Below are 18045 nucleotides of genomic sequence, written 5' to 3'. Positions count from 1 at the left end.
CTGATACTGCCTAGATGTCGCCGCCGACGTTGTTGGGCGTCCCCGGCGCACGGGCCACATGGATGCCGCACTCGGTCTTGTCCATCCCCTTCCAGCGGCCGGCGCGGACGTCCTCACCCTCTTCCGCGGGCGAGGTGCACGGCCAGCAGCCGATCGAGGGGAAGCCCTGGGCCACCAGCGGATGGGGGGGCAGATCGTGGGCGGCCGCGTAGGCGTCGAGGTCCGCCTTGCCCCAGTTGGCCAGGGGATTGAACTTCACCTTGCCGTCGGCGTGCTCGACCACCGGCAGGTTCAGGCGGTCGCCGCCATGGAAACGCTTGCGGCCCGTGATCCAGGCGTCGAACTCGCCCAGCGCCCGGTCGAGCGGCAGGACCTTGCGGATGTGGCAGCAGGCGTCGGTGTCGGTCTGCCAGAGCTTCGCCTGAGGATCGCCGGTGGCGAGGTCCTGGTACTGGGGGCGCAGGTCGCGGACGTTCGTCAGGCCCAGGCGCTCGGCGAGGGTCTTGCGGTAGTCCAGCGTCTGGCCGAACAGCATCCCGGTGTCGAGGAACAGCACCGCGATGTCCGGCTTCACCTTGGCGGCGATGTCCAGCAGCACGGCCGACTCCGCGCCGAACGAAGAGACCAGCGCCAGCCGGTCGCCGAAGCTCTCGACGGCGGCCTCGAGGACCGTCCGTGGGTGCGCCCGCCGCAGTTCGGCGTCGAGCCGAAGCGCGGTCGCGCCGCTGGCGTCGAAATCGTCGTAGGCCAAACTCATCACGCACGCTCCTCGAACGCGACAGGCCGGTCGTCGGCGGCCCGCTGGTAGGCATGGCGATAGCGCCGCGCCGCCGCCTGCCATTCGTTGGCGCTGGAGCCGTCGGCCGGCTCGTAGGCGTCGAACCCGACGCGGATCATCCACGGCGCCTGCTCGCGCAGCACGTCGCCGACCGCGCGGACCTCGCCCTTGAACCCGAAGCGCTCGCGGAGCAGGCGCGCGTTCGAGTAGGCGCGGCCGTCCAGATGCTTCGGGAACTCCAGCGCCACCAGAGTGAGGCGCGGGAGGTCGTAGGCCAGCGCCTCGACCTGCTCGTCGCTCTTCAGCCGCACGCCCAGCCGCCGCCCCTCGGAGAGGAGCCGGTCGCCGTCCGACTGGAAGCGGGCCAGCGACAGGATCACGTCGCCGGTCGCCATGTCCTCGTCGTCGGCCACGTGGGTGAAGGCGTCGGCGACGGTCTTCGCCACGCCGTCGCGGATCTCAATGAGCGTCGGCATAGACGGCCTCCTTGAAGGGCGCGACGCCCGTGCGCCGGAAGGTGTCCAGGAACCGCTCGCCGTCCTTGCGCTCGCGCAGGTAGACGTCGACGAGGGTGTCCACCGCGTCCGCCACCTTCTCGTAGGGCAGCGCCGGGCCGAGCATCGAGCCGACCGCCGCGTCCTCGGCGCCCGAGCCGCCGAGGGTGAGCTGGTAGAACTCCTCACCCTTCTTATCGACGCCCAGGATGCCGATGTGGCCCACATGGTGGTGGCCGCAGGCGTTGATGCAGCCGCTGATCTTGATCTTCAGCTCGCCGACCTGCTCGGCGCGATCCTGGTCGCGGAACTTCTCGGCGATGTGCTGGGCGATCGGGATCGCGCGGGCGTTGGCCAGGGCGCAGTAGTCCAGGCCCGGGCAGGCGATGATGTCGCTGACCAGGTTGATGTTCGGGGTCGCGAGGCCGGCGGCCTCGAGGCCCGCCCACACCGCCGGCAGGTCGTCCAGCTTCACATGCGGCAGCACCAGGTTCTGCTCGTGCGTGACCCGGATGTCGCCCTGGCCGAAGCGCTCGGCCAGGTCGGCCACTACCTCCATCTGGTCGGACGTCGCGTCGCCGGGCGTCTCGCCGATCGCCTTCAGGCTGATCTCGACGATGCCGTAGCCGGACTTCTTGTGCGGCTTGACGTTGTTGCGGGCGAAGCGGGCGAAGGCGGGCGTCGAGGCCTTGGCGGTCTCGAACGCCTCCGAGCGCTCGGGCAGAGTCTCGAAGCCCAGGGGCGCGAAGGCCCCGCGGATGCGGGCGAGCTCGGTGTCGGGAAGGTCGACCGCCTCGCCGATCTTGGCCCACTCGGCCTCGACCTGCCGGGCGAACTCGTCCTTGCCGAGCGCCGCCACGAGGATCTTGATCCGGGCCTTGTAGATGTTGTCCCGGCGTCCGTGGCGATTGTACACGCGCAGGATCGCCTCGAGGTACGAGAGCAGCCGGTTCACCGGCAGGAACTCGCGGATCGTCGGCCCGATGTGCGGCGTGCGGCCCATGCCGCCGCCGACGATCACCTCGAAGCCCAGCGCCCCGTCGCGCGCCCGCTTCAGCACCAGGCCGATGTCGTGCACCCGCGCCGCCGTGCGGTCCTTCGGCGCGGCGGTGATGGCGATCTTGAACTTGCGCGGCAGGAACGTGAATTCCGGATGGAAGGTGGACCACTGGCGGATCGCCTCGGCCCACACCCGCGGATCGTCCACCTCCTCGGCCGTGGCCCCGGCGTAGGGGTCGGTGGTGGTGTTGCGGATGCAGTTCCCCGACGTCTGGATGGCGTGCATGTCCACGCTGGCCAGGTGGTCCAGGATGTCGGGCGCGTCCTTCAGCTTGATCCAGTGGAACTGGAGGTTGGTGCGCGTGGTGAAGTGGCCGTAGCCCTTGTCGTAGGTGCGCCCGATCCAGGCCAGCTTGCGAAGCTGGGTCGGGTTCAGCGAGCCGTAGGGAATGGCCACCCGCAGCATGTAGGCGTGGAGCTGCAGGTAGAGGCCGTTCATCAGGCGCAGGCGCTTGAACTGGTCCTCGGTCAGCTCGCCCGACAGCCGGCGCGCGACCTGGCCGCGGAACTCGGCGGACCGGTCGGCCAGCATCTCCTTGTCGATGGTGTCGTACTGGTACATGGCGGCCCTACTTCCGCTTGATCAGGTTGACGCGGCCGGTCGAGCGCGCCGCGCCGCTGGCGTGCTGCAGCGCCTCGATCACCGCCCCGCCCTCGGCCTGCTTGCCGTGGTGCGGATGGTTCGTCGGGCCCAGCGCCCGGATGCGTTCGCGGTAGCTCAGGGGCGCCCAGAGGCCCTCCGACTCCACGAGGTCGATCAGGTAGACGTCGACCACGGTCGTGCCCTGGCTCTTGCCCTGCGCCTCGGCCTCCACGGCCTGGGCGTCGTCGTCGGACCAGAGCTGGGCGTCGGCGAAGCGCTCGACCCACGCGCCGTCCTTCCAGAACACGACCTCGCCGTCGGTCAGGCGATTGGCGGTGAGCGCCTTCATGCGCGGGCCTCCCGAAGCAGGGTTTCGAGGCGCGGCGAGGCTTCACCCGGACGGGCAAGCGCCATGGCCTCGCCGACGATCAGCAGCGCCGGTCCGCGCACGGCGTCCGCCGTGTCGGGCAGGCCGGCCAGCGTGGTGGTGAACCGCCGCTCGTCGGGGCGGCTGGCGTTCTCGACGACCAGGGCCGGGGTCGCGCCGTCGCGCCCGGCGGCGAGCAGGCGCGCCGCGATCGCCGGGGCCATGGACACGCCCATGTAGACGACGACCGTCTGGTTCGCCCGCGCGAGGCTTTCCCAGTCGAGATCGGGTTCGCCGCCCGCCTTGGCGTGCCCGGTGACGAAGGTGACCGCCTGGGCCGAGCCGCGATGGGTCAGCGGGGCGCCGGCTCCGGCCGCCGCCGCGAGCGCCGCCGTGACCCCGGGGACGACGATGCACTCGACGCCGGCCTCGCGGCAGGCCTCCAGCTCCTCGCCCCCGCGGCCGAAGATGAACGGGTCGCCGCCCTTCAGGCGCACGACCTCGAGGCCTTCGAGCGCGAAGGCCACCAGCATCCGGTTGATCTCGTCCTGGCTGTAGGCGTGGCGCGACTTGCGCTTGGCGACGCTGATCCGGTGCGCGGAGGCCGGCGCCAGGCCCAGGATCTCGTCGGTCACCAGGCCGTCGTGGACCACCACCTCGGCCGCCTGCAGCGCCTTCAGGGCCTTGATCGTCAGGAGTTCGGGATCGCCGGGACCCGCGCCCACCAGCGCCACACGGCCGGGACGGCGAGCTCCGCGCCCCCCGAGGACCACCAGGCGGTCGCTTCGCTTCTCGTGTTCGCGGCCTTGGCCCATTTAGCTTCTCTAACGACGCGGCGACCCTACAAACACGACGGGACGGACTGACGCCCGCCCCGCCGACCGCCCACCGCTGAAAAGGGCCGATACAGCGGCGGACGCTTGCAATAAGTGCGTCGAGAGGCCACTTCGCAACCCAAGGACTTCTGCCGGGGCGTTCAGGAATTCTAGGCGGCGACGGGATGGATCAGCGGAACACACAGCGTCGACGCCTGCCGCCGCTGAACGCGCTGCGGGCGTTCGAGGCGGCCGCCCGGCACCTCAACTTCAGCCGCGCGGCCGACGAGCTCTCGGTCACGCCGGGCGCCGTGAGCCAGCAGATCCAGAACCTCGAGGACTATGTCGGCGCGGCGCTCTTCAAGCGCACGCCGAAGGGGCTGCTGCTGACGGACGCGGCCCAGACCGCCCTGCCCGCCCTGCGCGAGGCGTTCGACCGGCTGGCGGAAGCCGCCTCCCTGCTTACCGCCGCCGTGGACGGCCGCAGGCTGACGATCACCGCCCCGCCGTCCTTCGCCGCCAAGTGGCTCGCGCCGCGCCTGGGCGCCTTCGAGCGCGCCCATCCGCAGGTGGACGTCTGGCTGAACGCCGGCATGGACCTGGTGGACCTCAACGCCGGCGAAGTGGACCTGGCGCTGCGCTACGGCGGCGGGCGCTATCCGGGACTGGAGGTGCGCCGCCTGGTCAGCGAGGCGGTCATCCCGGTGGTGAGCCCGGAGCTGATCAGGGAGATCCCGCTCGATACGCCCGAGGACCTCGCCAACCACGTGCTGCTGCACGACGGCTCGCCCGAGATCGACGATTCCTGCCCGGACTGGCCCATGTGGCTGGCGGCGCGCGGCCTGCGCGGCATCGACGGGCACCGGGGCCCCCGCTTCAACCAGTCCAGCCTGGTCATCGAGGCCGCGGCCAACGGGCGCGGCGTGGCCCTGGCCAAGCGCACCCTCGCCAAGGCCGACCTGGACGCGGGCCGGCTGGTGGCGCCTCTGCAGATCGCCACGGCGGTCGACTTCGCGTACTATCTGGTGCACCCCAAGGCCAAGGGACGGCTCCCGCAGGTGAAGGCCTTCATCGGCTGGATCGAGGCGGAGGCGCAGGCGCACGAAGAGGCGCTGCGGGCCATCGACAACGGCGCCGGGATCTGAGGAAACGCCAGGACTGAGTTCAGTAGGAGGTCTCGTGGCGTTGCTTGTTTCGGCGACTGCGTCCGAAGGGACGCAGGTTCCGGGCGCGAACTATGTGCGGCGATTGCGGCTGCAGGCGCAGCTCGAACATCTGAACGCCGAACTGCTCAGCCAGGACAGCGCGACCTCGGTGCTGCAGGCGCTGTGCGACCGGCGCGATCCGCGGGCGCCGAAGGTGCAGGCGCGACGGCTTCCGACCCCCGAGGACGTGGCGGCGGCCAACGCCGCCCGCCGCCAGCTCGGCGCGGCCGCCGACGCGCCGATCCGGCGGCGCCGTGTGCATCTCGTCTGCGGCGAGGCGCTGCTCTCGCGCGCCGACAACTGGTACCTGCCCGCCCGCCTGACCGAGGATATGAACGCCGGCCTCGAGTCGACGGACACCCCGTTCGGGGTCGTGGTCCGGCCTCTCGCGTTCCAGAGGCGAACGCTCTCGGCCCGCCGCCTGTTCAGCCCCCTGCCCCCGGGCTGGGAGACGTGTGACGCGGGCGCTTTCGACCATCCGGTTTCGATCCCCGACGACGTCCTGGAGCATCGTGCGCTCCTGCAGACGCCGGATGGACGGCCCTTCAGCCTGCTGGTGGAAATCTACACCGCGACGGTGCTGGCGGGCTCGGGGTAGCCGATCGCACCTGCCGCTTGCCCTTTCCACCACCCGCTCTTCGGCGGGCGGTCCCCCTTTCCCGCGAGCGGGAAAGGAAGGGGCTTTTCCTTTCCCATGCATGGGAAAGGGGGACCGCTCGCCGAGCCCGCAGGGCGTAGAGCGAGGGGTGGAAAGGGAGCACCGCCGGACCGGATCAGGCGGCGTTGCGCTGAGGGGCTAGCCTCCGCCGATGCGGGAGAGATAGCCCTCGATCTCGGCCACCGTCTCGTCGAGCGCGGCGCGGACCTGGGGGGCCATCCCGGCGTCGCCGGCCTCGGCCTGTTCGGCGAGATCGCCCAGCGCGTGGGCGCCGATTCCCCGCGAGGCGCCCTTGATGGTGTGGACGAGGTCCTGCCAGCCGGCGTCGGGCGAGGCCAGCTTCCCGCGCCAGATCTCGGCCTGGCCCTGAAACAGCGCCAGGACTTCGGTCACGACCTGAGCGTCCCCGGCGGCGAAGCCTTCGAGGTAGTCGAAATCGACGATCTGTTTCACGTGATCACCAGAAGCGCCTGCGGGCGCCGAGCCTGCGCGGCACCAGGCCCGACGCAGGTGGTGGGTGTACAAGGATTCGAACCTTGGACCCGCTGATTAAGAGTCAGCTGCTCTACCAACTGAGCTATACACCCGTCCCGGCTCCGGACGGTCCCGAAGGGGCCCGGCGGCGAGGGCGCGGAAAATACGCAAAATCGCGCCGATGGCAAGGCGCGTTTCCAGAAAGCTTCGGGAAGCTGACGGCGGCGGGCCGTTGACACGGATCAGCCCGCCGCCGTCCCCCAAGCGGCCGCCGTGTCAGGCCGCCGCGCAGGTGACCGTGTGACGGCGCCGGCGCAGCATCGCGCCGGCCCCGCCGAAACCGAGGATCATGAGCGCCCACGTCCCCGGCTCGGGGATGCCGCCCACGTCGGGCGAGCCGGAAACGGTCAGGGTCGCAAAGCCGGCGTTGCCGAAGCAGCAGTCGAACTCGTTCTGGCCCACAGGCGGCCCGTTCACCGGCCAGCCGTCGGTCGTGTAGACGCCCGGCGCGCCGAAGGCGCCCGAGGCGAAGAAGTAGAAGCCGCCGCCCCCGAAGGCGTTGGCCACGCCGTCGTTGTACGAATAGCCGAAGGACATGAAGTCGCCGCCGACATTGAAGGCGTTGGGGAAGGTGTTGAACTCCATGTCGCCGCACGAGAAGAATGCGTTGTCGTCGGTGCAGCTGTCGGGCGTGAACGTCCCGTCGGTGATGAAGCCGGGACGCGTCAGCGTGAAGCTCATCGTCACCGGCGTTTCGAGAAAGGGCCCTTCGGGATCCTCGGGGTTGACGAGGCTCAAGGTCATCGAACCGGCGAACGTGTAGGTCACTGCGGCCTGGGCCGCCGGCGCGCCAAAGCAGGCGGCCAGCGCCAAGCCTGCAAGTACTCGTCTCATGATCGCACCCCACTCGAAGCTCAACGCCCGGTGCGCACACCAGCGCGCATCGGATGATCAAACGTGCGGCAAGGTTCGGGCCTGGGACAGCTCTCGAAACCGAGGGGTTGACGCTCGTGATTACCCGCGGGCGTGGAACTTGCTAGGGTCGGGACAGTCGAACCGGGAGGCACGACCGGTCCCATGTTGAAACGCGCGCTCAGCATCGCCGAGGCGGCGCTGTCGGCCGACACGCCGGAGGCGGCCAGCGCCGGCTTCTTCGGCGCGGTGCGCGGCCTGGGCGCCTCTTACCTGCAGACCCGGCTCTACCGGCGTCCCATCACACCCCTCACCTCCGAGGCGCATTTCGCGGCCGGCGGCGTCGTCGCGCGGATCGCGCCCGAGACGTGGCGGGCCGGCACGCCCGCCTTCGACTACGTCTGCTTCGAGAACAATCCGCTGCTCGAGGCGATTCGTGGCGGGATGACGCGCTACCGCTTCTCCGACTTCGCGCCGCGCGGGGACAAGGGGTACGGGACCTACTGGGAGGCCATGGGCGAGGCGGGCATCGCCGACGCAGTCTGCGCGACGTCGTACGGCCGCCACCGCACCATCGCCTCGCTCCACCTGGGCTTCCTGGATCCGGATCTCGCGGGCGAGGACGCCCTGGCGGTGCAGCTCGCCGGCCTGATGCTGACCGAGAAGCTGATGACGTTCTCGCCGCTCCCGTCCGAGGACGACGACGTGCGGCTGACGGCGCGCGAGCGGGACGCCCTGGCCTGGGTGGCCGAGGGCAAGTCCGACTGGGAGATCTCGGTGATCCTGGGGGTTTCCGAAACCACCGCCCGCTTCCATGTGGACAACGCCCGCAAGAAGCTGGGCGCCGTGAACCGGGCGCAGGCCGTGGCCCGGCTCGCCGCCGCCCGCCTGCTCTGAGACGCACCGCAATCGCGCGGGACGCCTGCAACCTTGACCGCAGCGCCGGGAAGCCGGATGCAGCGTCAGCGGGAACGTGGAGGAACGGATCATGTCGCGCGCCATCCTGCCCCTTGTCCTAGCCCTGGCCGCGGCCGGCGCGGCGCAGGCGGCCGACTATGTGGTCGTCGCCTCGAGCGAGGCGAGCCTGAAGCCCGGGCTCACGCTGGACGCGGGCCAGCGGGTCGCCCTGCCCGCGGGACAGACGCTGACCCTGATGAGCGGCGGGGGCGAGGTCGTCACCCTGCGCGGCGCCGCCGCGGGCGTGACGGCGCCGAGCCGCCGGCGGAGCGACGACGGCGGTCGGGTCCAGGCGCTGGCCGCCCTCATCGCCCCGCCCCCGACCTCCCGGCAGTTCGGCGGCCGCCGCGGCGGCATCTGCCCGCCGGCCTCCGAACTCCAGACCGTGGACCAGATCCTCGCCGCGCAGCAGGGCGCCTGCCAGAAGCAGGCGCGGGCGGCCCTCGAGGCGCTGATCGCCCAGGCTTCACCGTAGCGCGCAAGCTTCGCCTCTGCGGGGTACGCCCTTGCCATGGGGCGCCGCCCCGTTAACCATGGATTCGGCGTCCGTTCCGGCCGCCGAACGAGCGGGGGCGGGAATGAAGTTCGCAGCATTCGGCGCGGTCGTGGCCGCGGGAGTCCTCGCCATCGCCGGCCAGGCGGCGGCCAGCACGTGGGTGGCCACCTACCGGGGGGTCGTCGACGGCGGCTACGATACCACCGGCGTCTTCGGAACCAGCGACACGGCCCTCGACGGGCTCGCGTTCGTCGCGACCTTCACCTACGACACCGAGGCGCCCTTCTCGACGATCACGCCGGCGGCGAACGGGGAGATCGGCGACGGATTGCTGATCGGCTCCACGATCACCATCGGCGGGACGACCTTCGACCTCGGCTCGGGCTTCACGAACCAGGTCCAGACCCACAGCGTCTCGCCCTTCGGGGCCTTCGGGCCGGGCTACGCCTTCCACACGGTCAGCGCCTTCTTCGAGATCCCGGGGCTCTTCTCCGTCAACAACCAGCTGACCCTCGACGGGGCGACGGCGGCCGCGGGCGTGCTGGCGCAGGCCGTGGCCGAATCGCCGGTGGTCAACGCCTTCACGGGCGGACCGGCCTCGTTCTCGGGCTACCTCCAGATCGAGGAGTCCAGCATCTTCGGCAACAACTCGGCCTATGCCTTCCTGCGCCCGGACTTCTACTCGGTGTCCGAGGTCGTGACGGGGGGCGTGCCCGAGCCGACGACCTGGGCGCTCATGATCCTCGGCTTCGGCGCGGCCGGCAGCGCCCTGCGCCGGCGTCGGACGGCGCCGGCCGGCTAGATATCAGAAGCTTCCGACCGTCCCGGCGAAGGCCGGGACCGGGATCGTGATCGGGACGGCTCCGACCCCCTAGGGGCCGGTGTAGAGTTCGCCCAGGCCCACGGCGGCCTTGCCTCTCGCCTGATCCAGCTCGTCGCGCACGGCGCCGGCGGCGGCCATGGCCTCGCGCTTGCCGTCCATCCGCTTGAGCGCCGCCCGCAGCAGTCGCGGCTCCACGGGCGTGGCCACGGCCACGACGTTGTCCACGCCGAAGGGCTTCGTCGCCTTGGTGCGGGCCAGGACGACGCGGGACTGGCCCGCCTCGACGCGGCCGTCGCCGTCGCCCTCCAGGGGGTAGAGCATCTGCACCGTGCCGTCGCCGGCCAGGTTGAACGCGGTCAGCCAGGCGGCCTCGCCGCGATGCGTCACGGCCAGGTCGACGGCCTCGCCGGCGCGGTAGAGCTGCCCGGCCGGGCGCGGCCCGACCGCCACCTTCACCACCCGCTCGTTCGCCGAGGCCGCAAGCTGGCTCACCGCCTTGCGCTTGAGGATGACGCCGGTCAGCTGCTCCGCGCTGGTCAGGCCCTCGGCGACCCGGTCCCCCCGGCTGTCGGTGACCCAGCCCTCCTTGGCGTTCCAGGTCAGGTCGGGCACGCCCCGCGGGATCGAGGCCCATGGCCCGCGGCCGCTCAGCAGCTCGGCGGCCTGGTCGTCGGCGGGCTTCACCTCGATCGGGATCTCGTCGGCGGGCGGCGGCTTGAGCGGCTGGAAGATCACGCTGCGCTCGTTGCGAGCCGGCACGGCGGCCGAAGCCCACTGCTGGGTGGACGACAGCTCGCGGGTCCGGGTCTCCAGCGTCGCGGCCAGTTCGGCCAGGGAGAGCCGGCCATCGTCGTCGAGGTCGGCGGCCAGGTGGCCGTTGGGCCGCCGGTCCTGCAGCGCGCTCTCCAGCGCGAAGGTCAGCAGCCCGCGGGAGGGCGAGTCGCCGCGGGGCAGCGGACCCTCGAGGGCGAACTGGTCGTCCTGGGCGGCGCCCACGTAGACGAGGTTCGGCGGATCGCCGGCGCTTGGCGCCTTGGCCGCGGGATCCGGCGGGCCGGGCGGCAGCGAGATCGCCATCGGATTGTCCAGCGCCGTGCGCCGCTTGAACGGCGTGGGCGCGACGACGGCGCGGTTCAGCGTGCCGGAGTGGCAGGCGTCGGCGATCTGCAAGACGTTCACGCTGGTCGGGAAGAAGTTCATGAGCCAGCCGCGCAGATCGTTGTCGAGCACGAACTGGTTTGGATCGGGCTTGGCCACCCGGAAGCCGGAGAGGGCCATGAACTCGTCCATGCCGTCGACCTCGGTGGGGTCGCGCGAGCGCGCCTGGGCGCCATGGCCCGCGTAGAAGAAGATCACCCAGTCGCCGGGCTTGGAGCGCTTGCCCAGCGCCTCCAGCGCGCCGCGGATGCTCGACCGGGTGGCGTCGGTGTCCTTGATCGAGACGATATCGGTGGCGCCCTGGGCCTGCAGCAGGCGGGTCAGCGCGGCGGCGTCGTTGGGCGGCCCCTCCAGCGAGGGAATGGGGTCGGTGTAGGTGGAGACCGCCACGATCAGCGCACGGATCTCGGCCTGGGCCGGCGTCGCGAGCGCCGCGGCGGCAAGGCCTGCGGCGACGGTGCGCGCGAGCGTCTTCAGCATGGTCGTCCGGCCCCTACTCTGCCCTCACACATACGGGCGCGGCGGCGCGGCGGCCGCCTTGGGGTCGATGATAAGCGGGAGCAGGGCGCGCAGGGCAAGGGGCCGCGGCCTGCATGGCGCGGAAGTGCGGCTCAGCGCCGCTGCCGCCGCAGGCGGATGACGCGGTAGACGTAGAGGAACAGCACCGCGGCGATGACGACCTGGGTCACCGGATCCATCCAGCGTTCCACCCGGTCGTACTCGGCCGCCAGCACGTATCCGGCCGAGGCCAGCCCCAGCGTCCACAGCGCGGTCCCGAGCGAGGTCCAGAGCAGGAAGCTCGGCCACGGCATGCGGACGATGCCCGCCGGGACCGAGATGAACGTCCGCACGGTGGGAATCAGGCGTCCGATGAACACGGCCACGGCGCCATGGCGTTCGAAAAGCCCCATGGCGCGGTCGAAGTCCTTGGGCTCGAGGGTCAGCAGGTGGCCTTTCCGTCCGATCCAGCCGCGCAGCCTGTCGCGGCGCACCCGTCGTCCGACGACCTTCCAGGCGCTGGCCCCGGCGACCGCGCCGACGGTCCCGGCCGAGACGACTCCGGCGAAGCTCAGGTGGCCCTGCGCCGCCGCGAAGCCCGCCAGCGGCATGATGACTTCCGACGGGATGGGGGGGACCACGTTCTCGGCGAACATCAGGAAGGCCACGGCCACAAGGCCGCCTGCGGCCACCGCCGCCACAATCCATTCGAACATCGCGACCCCGGATGCGGTTGAGCCGTTCTAGGTGGGTTGAAGGTCACGCTGGACAAGGCGCCCGAGGTGTTTCCGGCCACTCGGCCGCGCGGAAGCGCCGGCGAGACGATCCTCAGCGCACCTGCGGCCCTTTCCCCTGCGCGGCTACGACGCTTGGCGCGCCGGGGCGGTCGGGGGTATCTGGGCGCGTCGCGTTTCGGGGGCGGCGCGTAACGGAGTAGGCTGGCCGGATGACGGCGTCCCAGGCGGAACAGATCGCCGGCGTTCGGCCGATCCTGATGCGCGTGCTGGCGAACGCGGGACGGCTGCTGGGCGGACGCACGATCAACGCGCTGCTGGGGCTGGCCACCATGGCGATCGCCGCCCGGGCGCTGGGCGCGCCGACGCTGGGCGTGCTGGTCCTGATCCAGGCCTTCGTGGCGTTCCTCGCCGACGTGGTCGAGTTCCAGTCATGGCAGACGGTATTGCACTACGGCTCGCGTCCGCTGGCCGAGGGGCGCAAGGCCGACTTCCAGCGCGTGGTGCGCTTCAGCCTGACCCTGGACATCGTGAGCGCCCTCGTGGCGGTGAGCGTAGGCGTCTTGGGCTCGTTCCTGTTCGCGGGGCGGCTGGGATGGTCGGAGGCCGAGGCTCCGATCGCGGCGCTGTTCATGCTGACGGCCGTCTTCACGGTCTCGGCCACGCCCACGGGCCTGCTGCGGCTGTTCGACCGGTTCGACGTGATGGCGCGCCAGGCGGTGCTGATCGCCCTGATCCGGCTGGTGGCGAGCGCCATGGCCTGGGTGCTGGGCGGCGGGCTCCCGGGATTCCTGCTGGCCTATTTCGTCGCGACGCTGGGGAGCTGGTGCTATCTCGCCGGCTCCGCGTACGCCGAGCTGAAGCGGCGGGGCCTGACCGAGGGGTTCTCGTGGCGCGGACCGCTGGCCGCCGGCATGCCGGGCATCTGGCGCTTCGCCTGGAACACCAACCTGGCGGCCGGGCTGGACGTGCTGTTCACCCACGTGGCGACGCTGATGGTGGGCGCGATCGCGGGACCGACGCAGGCGGCGTTCTGGCGCGTGGGCCGGCAGGTGGCCGACGCCATGGCCAAGCCCGCGAAGCTCCTGACCCCGGCGCTCTATCCCGAGCTGGCCCGGCTGCGGGCCGACGAGCGCATGCACGCCATGTGGCGGCTGGCGCGCAACGTGGGCCTCCTGACCGGCGGCGTGGGCGCCCTGCTGCTGCTGGTCACCACCGTGGCCGGGCCGCCGCTCCTGTCGGCGGTGCTGGGCAAGGAGTTCGCGCCGGCCGCCGACGCCATGACGTGGCAGGTGGCCGCGGCGGTGATCGGGATCTGCGCCCTGCCCCTGGAACCGCTGCTGATCTCGCTGGGCAAGCCTGGGCGGGCCGTCTGGGTGCGCCTGGCGGTGGGGATCGCCTTTGTGGCCGCCCTGCCCTTCCTCATTTCGCGGTTCGGCCTTATAGGCGCGGGCGCCGGGCTGGCTGCCGCGGCCGGCGCCCTTGCCCTGGGCATGCTGTGGTTCATCCTCAGAGAGAACGGGAATCGGCGGGCCGCCGACGCGCGCGCGCCCGATCCCCCGGAGAGTCCGAAAGGCGATCTTTGACTGCGACGCCCACCACGCTTCCTGGCCCCACCCCAACGGCGCCGGACCGCCCGTTCCGCCTGGACGGCTTCGCCACGCTGACCGAGGCGCTGGACTTCGCCGCGGGCGGTCCGACGGGCGTGAACCTGTACGGCCTGCGCGGCGAACTGGCGGAGGCGATCCCGTACGCCGAGCTGCGCGCGAGAGCGCTGGCCATGGCCGCCCGGCTGCTGGCGGCCGGGCTGAAGACCCACGACCGCGTGGGGCTGGTCGCCGAGACGGACGCCGAGTTCGTGGTCGCCTTCTTCGCCTGCCAGTACGCGCGCCTGACGCCGGCGCCGCTGCCGCTGCCGGCGCCCCTGGGCGGCCGCGACGCCTATGTGGAACAGATCGCCCGGATGCTGGGATCGGCTCGGGCGGCCGCCGTGTTCGGGCCCGAGACGCTGCAGCCGTGGCTGGCCGAGGCGGCCAAGGCGGCGGACGTGAGGCTGGTGGGGCGCGTGGGCGACCTGCCGGAAGCCGCCCCCGTGGCGCTGGAGCCCCCGCAGCCGGACGACCCCTGCTACGTGCAGTTCTCGTCGGGCAGCACGCGCAATCCGACCGGCGTGCTCTGCACGCACCGGGCGCTGATGGCCAACGCCTTCGCCGCCACGAGCAGCGGCCTGAAGGTGACCCCCGCGGACCGGGCGATCTCGTGGCTGCCGCTCTACCACGACATGGGACTGGTGGGCTTCCTGCTGATGCCGCTCTCGGGGCAGATGTCCATCGACCTGATGCCGACGGGTGCGTTCGTGCGCCGGCCGCTGCTGTGGCTGGACCTGATGTCGAAGAACGGCGGCACGATCAGCTACAGCCCTTCGTTCGGCTACGAGCTGTGCGCCAAGCGCGGCGACGGGTCGCGTGAGGGCCTCAAGCTGGACCAGTGGCGGGTGGCCGGCTGCGGCGGCGACATGGTGCGGCCGGGCCCGCTCACCGCGTTCGCCGAGCGGTTCGCCGCCGCCGGCTTCCGCGCGGAGGCCTTCGTGGCGAGCTACGGCATGGCCGAGGCGACCCTGGCGCTGACCATGGCGCCGCTCGACCGTGGCCTGGTCTTCGATTCCGTGGACGTGACGCGCATGGAGCGTGACGGGGCGGTCGTGAAGGGGACCGGCGCCCGGGCGCGGGGCTTCGTACGCTGCGGGGGGATCTTCCCCGGTCACGAACTGGAGGTGCGCGACGAGGCCGGAACCGCCCTGCCCGAGCGGCAGGTGGGCCGCATCTTCGTCCGCGGGCCGTCGCTGATGCGCGAGTACTTCGGCGACAGGGCGGCGACCGAGGCGGTGCTGTCCGCCGACGGCTGGCTGGATACGGGCGACCTGGGCTACCTGGTGGACGGCGAGATCGTGCCGACCGGCCGGGCCAAGGACCTGATCCTGCTGAACGGCCGCAATGTCTGGCCGCAAGACCTGGAATGGACGGCGGAATCCGAGGTCGAGAAGCTGAAGAGCGGCGACGTGGCGGCCTTCTCCATCGATCGCGACGCGGGCGAGCAGCTGGTCGTGCTCGTGCAGGCGCGGACCTCGGATCCCGAGGTGCGGCGCGCGCTGGTGGACGACGTGGCGGCCCTGCTGCGCGCCCGTCACGGCGTGGAGGCGCAGGTGGAGCTGGTGGGCCACAACGCCCTGCCCCAGACCTCGTCCGGCAAGCTGTCGCGCTCGAAGGCGCGGGCGCTGTTCCTGGCGGGGGCCTTCAAGCAGGAGGTGCCGGCCTGAGGACGCCCTCGAGCTGTCGTCCCGGTTCCGCCAGCGGCGGACAGCGGGCCCCTGGCGCGCTTCGCGCAGAGGACGGCCCCCGGGGCGCGGCATGAGGGGCCTCGCCGCGGTGACCGGAGCCACCGGGTTCCTCGGGCGTCAGCTTGTCCGGGTGCTGGCGGCCGACGGCTGGCGCGTGCGGATCCTGGCGCGGCGTGACCCCATCGACCCCCTCTGGCGCGACTGCGAGCCCGAGGTCGTGCCCGGCAGCCTGACGGACGAGGCCGCCCTGGCGCGGCTGGCGGCGGGGGCGGACGTGCTGATCCATGCCGCGGGTCTGGTGAAGGCGCCGAACCGGGCCGCCTTCGACGCGATCAACGCCCAGGGGGCGCACCGCGTGGCGCTCGCGGCGCGCGAGGTCCCCCACGTGGTCCTGGTCTCGAGCCTGACGGCGCGCGAGCCGCAGCTTTCGCACTACGCCGCCAGCAAGCGGGCCGGCGAGGAGGCGATGCGGGTGGTTCTGGGCCCCCGGCTGACGGTGGCGCGGCCGTGCGCCATCTATGGGCCCGGGGACCGCGAACTGCTGCCAGTGTTCCAGGGTGCGGCGGTCTCGCCGGTGCTGCCGGTGCTGTCGGAGCGGGCGCGCGTGTCGATGATCCACGTCGAGGACGCCGCGCGCCAGGTGGCCGACCTTGCTGCAGCGCAGCCCGCCGGCCTGCTGACGGCGCTCTGCGACGATCGACCCGCGGGCTACGGCTGGTCCGAGCTGATGGCGGCGGCGGCGAGGGCCTGCGGCCGTACGCCGCGGCTCGCGCCCGTCCCGGGGACGATCGTGCGCGCGATCGGAATCACAAATGATTTCACAGCGCTGCTGGGCGCCTCGCCGATGCTCACCTCCGCCAAGGCGCGCGAACTCCTGCATCCGAACTGGGCGGTCGCCGAGGACGAGCGTACGAAAGGACTTTCGGCGGCGCGGTACGATCTGGAGGCCGGGTTCGCCGACACCGTGGCCTGGTACCGCAGTGCGGCATGGATGAAACATTAGATGCGGTTTTGTGACCGGTCGGCGCACGGGTTGTGGAAATCGCGGTCGGACAAGGCTATGTGCGCGACTGGCGTGAACTGATCGAACAGGCCGTGGGGGGCCTCCGAATGGCGGAACTGACGACGGATCTGACCGTCCGCGAGGTGGCGCGAGCCGCCGAGACGGTCCTGGGCCGTAGCGTTCAGGTCACCCATGACACGGACATCGCCCGCGACCTCGCCGTAGATTCGCTTGCGCTGATGAACATCGTCATGGAGCTTGAGGATCGTTTCGACCTCTCGATTCCCCTTGATCGTCTGGCGACGGTGCAGACGGTTGGCGATCTCTCCGATCTGATCAACAAGCTGCGGGTGAAGGCTTAACGATGGGGCTCCTCGACAAGCACCTGGGCTACCGCGCCCCCCTCGACGGCATCCGCGCGGCCGGCGCCGATCCCTCGGCCGTTCGATTCGACGCCGTGCTCTCGCCGACCGAAGGCCTGCTCGACGGCCGGAAGGTCATCCTGCTCGGGACGAACAACTACCTGGGCCTGACGTTCGACCCCGCCTGCATCGAGGCGTCGGCCGAGGCGGTGAAGCAGTGGGGCACCGGCACCACGGGCTCGCGGTTCGCCAACGGCACCTTCGCCGGCCACACGGCGCTGGAGACGGCGCTCGCCAAGTTCTACGGCCGCAAGCACGCCATGGTGTTCACCACCGGCTACCAAGCCAACCTGGGCGGCATCTCCGGCCTCGTGGGCCGCGGCGATCACCTGATCCTGGACGCCGACAGCCACGCCTCGATCTATGACGCGGCCAAGCTGTCGGGCGCCGAGGTCATCCGCTTCCGCCACAACGATCCCGAAGACCTGGCCAAGCGTCTGCGCCGCATGGGCGACGCCGCCAAGGGCAGCCTGATCGTGGTCGAGGGCATCTACTCGATGATCGGCGACGTCGCGCCGCTCAAGGAGATGGTCGCGGTCAAGAAGGAAATGGGCGCCTACCTGCTGGTGGACGAAGCCCACTCCATGGGCGTCCTGGGCGAGAAGGGCCGCGGCCTGGCCGAGGCCGCCGGCGTCGAGGACGACGTCGACTTCATCGTCGGCACCTTCTCCAAGAGCCTGGGCGCCGTCGGCGGCTTCCTGGTCTCGAACGAGGACAACTTCGACCTGCTGCGCATCGTCAGCCGGCCGTACATGTTCACCGCCTCGCTGCCGCCGGCCGTGATCGCCTCGACCCTGACGGCCCTGAAGCGCCTGGAAGAAGATTCCAGCCTGCGCGTCCGCCTGGCCGCCAACGCCGACCGCCTCTACGACGGCCTGCGCGACATGGGCTTCGCGGTTGGACCGCACGCCAGCCCGATCACCGCGGTGGTGATGCCGGACCAGGCCATGGCGGTCACCATGTGGAACGCCCTGCTCCAGAACGGCGTCTACCTGAACCTGGCGATCCCGCCGGCCACGCCCGAGAACAAGTCGCTGCTGCGCTCCAGCGTCAGCGCGGCCCACACCGCCGAGCAGATCGACGCGGTGCTGGATATCTTCGAGCGCCTGGGCCTCGAGTACGGCCTGCTGCAGCGTCCGCGTCGCGCCTCGGCGTAGAACTCTCCTCTCCCCCCGCGAAGCGGAGAGGGAGAGGTCGGGAGAGGGCGGCTCCGGCGCTCGGCTTCCCGTAAGGTGATCCGAGAGATCGCAGCGGCGATGCAAGCCGATGGCG

The 18045-nt window shown here is 71.4% G+C and carries 19 protein-coding genes and 1 tRNA gene; 10 read left to right on the top strand and 10 right to left on the bottom strand.

What is annotated here, in order from left to right:
* Positions 1-10: 10 nt before the first annotated feature.
* Genes JNK30_RS10550 through cobA form a run of 5 tightly spaced genes read right to left on the bottom strand, consistent with a single transcriptional unit; the run spans position 11 to position 4096 of the window.
* A complete protein-coding gene (locus JNK30_RS10550) occupies positions 11-757 on the bottom strand; it encodes a phosphoadenylyl-sulfate reductase (protein WP_293482193.1) in 747 nt (248 codons plus the stop codon).
* Entirely contained in the window at positions 757-1254 is a 498-nt protein-coding gene (locus JNK30_RS10545) for a DUF934 domain-containing protein (protein ID WP_293482192.1), read from the bottom strand. Before JNK30_RS10545 ends, JNK30_RS10550 begins: the two co-directional genes overlap by 1 nt.
* Positions 1238-2893, bottom strand: a complete 1656-nt coding sequence (locus tag JNK30_RS10540) for a nitrite/sulfite reductase (RefSeq protein ID WP_293482191.1) — start codon at positions 2891-2893, stop codon at positions 1238-1240. The genes JNK30_RS10545 and JNK30_RS10540 overlap by 17 nt, the downstream gene beginning before the upstream one ends.
* 7 nt (positions 2894-2900) lie before the next feature.
* The gene (locus JNK30_RS10535; protein ID WP_293482190.1) at positions 2901-3263 is read right to left on the bottom strand and encodes a DUF2849 domain-containing protein; all 363 of its coding nucleotides are present in this window, start codon (positions 3261-3263) and stop codon (positions 2901-2903) included.
* Positions 3260-4096, bottom strand: a complete 837-nt coding sequence (gene cobA, locus JNK30_RS10530; protein WP_293482189.1) for a uroporphyrinogen-III C-methyltransferase — start codon at positions 4094-4096, stop codon at positions 3260-3262. Before cobA ends, JNK30_RS10535 begins: the two co-directional genes overlap by 4 nt.
* Before the next feature lie 185 nt (positions 4097-4281).
* Here cobA and gcvA point away from each other — a divergent pair, with 185 nt between their 5' ends.
* Positions 4282-5241 carry a transcriptional regulator GcvA gene (gcvA, locus tag JNK30_RS10525; RefSeq protein ID WP_293482188.1) on the top strand — a complete coding sequence of 320 codons (960 nt, stop codon included), beginning with the start codon at positions 4282-4284 and terminating at the stop codon, positions 5239-5241.
* A 34-nt stretch (positions 5242-5275) separates the two neighbouring features.
* Positions 5276-5899, top strand: a complete 624-nt coding sequence (locus JNK30_RS10520; RefSeq protein ID WP_293482187.1) for a hypothetical protein — start codon at positions 5276-5278, stop codon at positions 5897-5899.
* 198 nt (positions 5900-6097) lie between these two features.
* Here JNK30_RS10520 and JNK30_RS10515 read toward each other — a convergent pair whose 3' ends face one another.
* The 3 genes from JNK30_RS10515 to JNK30_RS10505 form a co-directional block, all read right to left on the bottom strand.
* Positions 6098-6412 (bottom strand): Hpt domain-containing protein, encoded by a 315-nt coding sequence (locus JNK30_RS10515; RefSeq protein ID WP_293482186.1) that lies wholly within the window; start codon positions 6410-6412, stop codon positions 6098-6100.
* Between the two features lie 58 nt (positions 6413-6470).
* Positions 6471-6546: transfer RNA gene (locus JNK30_RS10510), tRNA-Lys, on the bottom strand.
* Positions 6547-6709: 163 nt separating this feature from the next.
* Entirely contained in the window at positions 6710-7327 is a 618-nt protein-coding gene (locus tag JNK30_RS10505; RefSeq protein WP_293482185.1) for a PEPxxWA-CTERM sorting domain-containing protein, read from the bottom strand.
* 183 nt (positions 7328-7510) lie between these two features.
* Between JNK30_RS10505 and JNK30_RS10500 the strand changes: the two genes are divergently transcribed.
* From JNK30_RS10500 to JNK30_RS10490, 3 genes are all read left to right on the top strand, one after another.
* Positions 7511-8242 (top strand): helix-turn-helix transcriptional regulator, encoded by a 732-nt coding sequence (locus JNK30_RS10500; protein ID WP_293482184.1) that lies wholly within the window; start codon positions 7511-7513, stop codon positions 8240-8242.
* 91 nt (positions 8243-8333) lie between these two features.
* Positions 8334-8777, top strand: coding sequence for a hypothetical protein (locus tag JNK30_RS10495; RefSeq protein ID WP_293482183.1), 444 nt, complete (start codon positions 8334-8336; stop codon positions 8775-8777).
* A gap of 103 nt (positions 8778-8880) precedes the next feature.
* Positions 8881-9600 (top strand): PEPxxWA-CTERM sorting domain-containing protein, encoded by a 720-nt coding sequence (locus tag JNK30_RS10490; RefSeq protein WP_293482182.1) that lies wholly within the window; start codon positions 8881-8883, stop codon positions 9598-9600.
* 69 nt (positions 9601-9669) lie between these two features.
* Here JNK30_RS10490 and JNK30_RS10485 read toward each other — a convergent pair whose 3' ends face one another.
* Together JNK30_RS10485 and JNK30_RS10480 are read right to left on the bottom strand one after the other, a co-directional pair.
* A complete protein-coding gene (locus JNK30_RS10485) occupies positions 9670-11259 on the bottom strand; it encodes a caspase family protein (protein ID WP_293482181.1) in 1590 nt (529 codons plus the stop codon).
* Positions 11260-11390: 131 nt separating this feature from the next.
* Complete coding sequence (locus JNK30_RS10480; RefSeq protein ID WP_293482180.1) at positions 11391-11993, bottom strand: DedA family protein; 603 nt, start codon at positions 11991-11993, stop codon at positions 11391-11393.
* A gap of 230 nt (positions 11994-12223) precedes the next feature.
* Between JNK30_RS10480 and JNK30_RS10475 the strand changes: the two genes are divergently transcribed.
* The 5 genes from JNK30_RS10475 to JNK30_RS10455 all read left to right on the top strand — a co-directional run bounded on the left by JNK30_RS10475 (position 12224) and on the right by JNK30_RS10455 (position 17930).
* Positions 12224-13597, top strand: a complete 1374-nt coding sequence (locus JNK30_RS10475; protein WP_293482179.1) for a lipopolysaccharide biosynthesis protein — start codon at positions 12224-12226, stop codon at positions 13595-13597.
* Positions 13594-15327 carry a fatty acyl-AMP ligase gene (locus JNK30_RS10470; RefSeq protein ID WP_293482178.1) on the top strand — a complete coding sequence of 578 codons (1734 nt, stop codon included), beginning with the start codon at positions 13594-13596 and terminating at the stop codon, positions 15325-15327. The genes JNK30_RS10475 and JNK30_RS10470 overlap by 4 nt, the downstream gene beginning before the upstream one ends.
* Before the next feature lie 91 nt (positions 15328-15418).
* The gene (locus JNK30_RS10465; protein ID WP_293482177.1) at positions 15419-16351 is read left to right on the top strand and encodes an NAD(P)-dependent oxidoreductase; all 933 of its coding nucleotides are present in this window, start codon (positions 15419-15421) and stop codon (positions 16349-16351) included.
* Between the two features lie 107 nt (positions 16352-16458).
* Positions 16459-16713, top strand: coding sequence for an acyl carrier protein (locus JNK30_RS10460; protein WP_293482249.1), 255 nt, complete (start codon positions 16459-16461; stop codon positions 16711-16713).
* Positions 16714-16715: 2 nt separating this feature from the next.
* On the top strand, positions 16716-17930 hold the full coding sequence (locus JNK30_RS10455) for an aminotransferase class I/II-fold pyridoxal phosphate-dependent enzyme (protein ID WP_293482176.1): 1215 nt from the start codon (positions 16716-16718) through the stop codon (positions 17928-17930).
* Positions 17931-18045 lie beyond the last annotated feature (115 nt).

It is taken from the genome of Phenylobacterium sp., from assembly GCF_016793225.1.
Classification (GTDB): Bacteria; Pseudomonadota; Alphaproteobacteria; order Caulobacterales; family Caulobacteraceae; genus Phenylobacterium.
The sequence above is the reverse complement of the archived record's forward strand: the minus strand, read 5'-3'. Positions and strand labels throughout refer to the sequence as shown.

Excerpts from the sequence above, each read along its gene's own strand:
- cobA (WP_293482189.1), bottom strand. The coding sequence starts at position 4,096 with ATGGGCCAAGGCCGCGAACACGAGAAGCGAAGCGACCGCCTGGTGGTC.
- JNK30_RS10505 (WP_293482185.1), bottom strand. The coding sequence starts at position 7,327 with ATGAGACGAGTACTTGCAGGCTTGGCGCTGGCCGCCTGCTTTGGCGCG.
- JNK30_RS10495 (WP_293482183.1), top strand. The coding sequence starts at position 8,334 with ATGTCGCGCGCCATCCTGCCCCTTGTCCTAGCCCTGGCCGCGGCCGGC.
- JNK30_RS10500 (WP_293482184.1), top strand. The coding sequence starts at position 7,511 with ATGTTGAAACGCGCGCTCAGCATCGCCGAGGCGGCGCTGTCGGCCGAC.
- JNK30_RS10550 (WP_293482193.1), bottom strand. The coding sequence starts at position 757 with ATGAGTTTGGCCTACGACGATTTCGACGCCAGCGGCGCGACCGCGCTT.
- JNK30_RS10455 (WP_293482176.1), top strand. The coding sequence starts at position 16,716 with ATGGGGCTCCTCGACAAGCACCTGGGCTACCGCGCCCCCCTCGACGGC.
- JNK30_RS10540 (WP_293482191.1), bottom strand. The coding sequence starts at position 2,893 with ATGTACCAGTACGACACCATCGACAAGGAGATGCTGGCCGACCGGTCC.
- JNK30_RS10480 (WP_293482180.1), bottom strand. The coding sequence starts at position 11,993 with ATGTTCGAATGGATTGTGGCGGCGGTGGCCGCAGGCGGCCTTGTGGCC.
- JNK30_RS10475 (WP_293482179.1), top strand. The coding sequence starts at position 12,224 with ATGACGGCGTCCCAGGCGGAACAGATCGCCGGCGTTCGGCCGATCCTG.
- JNK30_RS10535 (WP_293482190.1), bottom strand. The coding sequence starts at position 3,263 with ATGAAGGCGCTCACCGCCAATCGCCTGACCGACGGCGAGGTCGTGTTC.
- JNK30_RS10545 (WP_293482192.1), bottom strand. The coding sequence starts at position 1,254 with ATGCCGACGCTCATTGAGATCCGCGACGGCGTGGCGAAGACCGTCGCC.
- JNK30_RS10485 (WP_293482181.1), bottom strand. The coding sequence starts at position 11,259 with ATGCTGAAGACGCTCGCGCGCACCGTCGCCGCAGGCCTTGCCGCCGCG.
- JNK30_RS10460 (WP_293482249.1), top strand. The coding sequence starts at position 16,459 with ATGGCGGAACTGACGACGGATCTGACCGTCCGCGAGGTGGCGCGAGCC.
- JNK30_RS10490 (WP_293482182.1), top strand. The coding sequence starts at position 8,881 with ATGAAGTTCGCAGCATTCGGCGCGGTCGTGGCCGCGGGAGTCCTCGCC.
- gcvA (WP_293482188.1), top strand. The coding sequence starts at position 4,282 with ATGGATCAGCGGAACACACAGCGTCGACGCCTGCCGCCGCTGAACGCG.
- JNK30_RS10465 (WP_293482177.1), top strand. The coding sequence starts at position 15,419 with ATGAGGGGCCTCGCCGCGGTGACCGGAGCCACCGGGTTCCTCGGGCGT.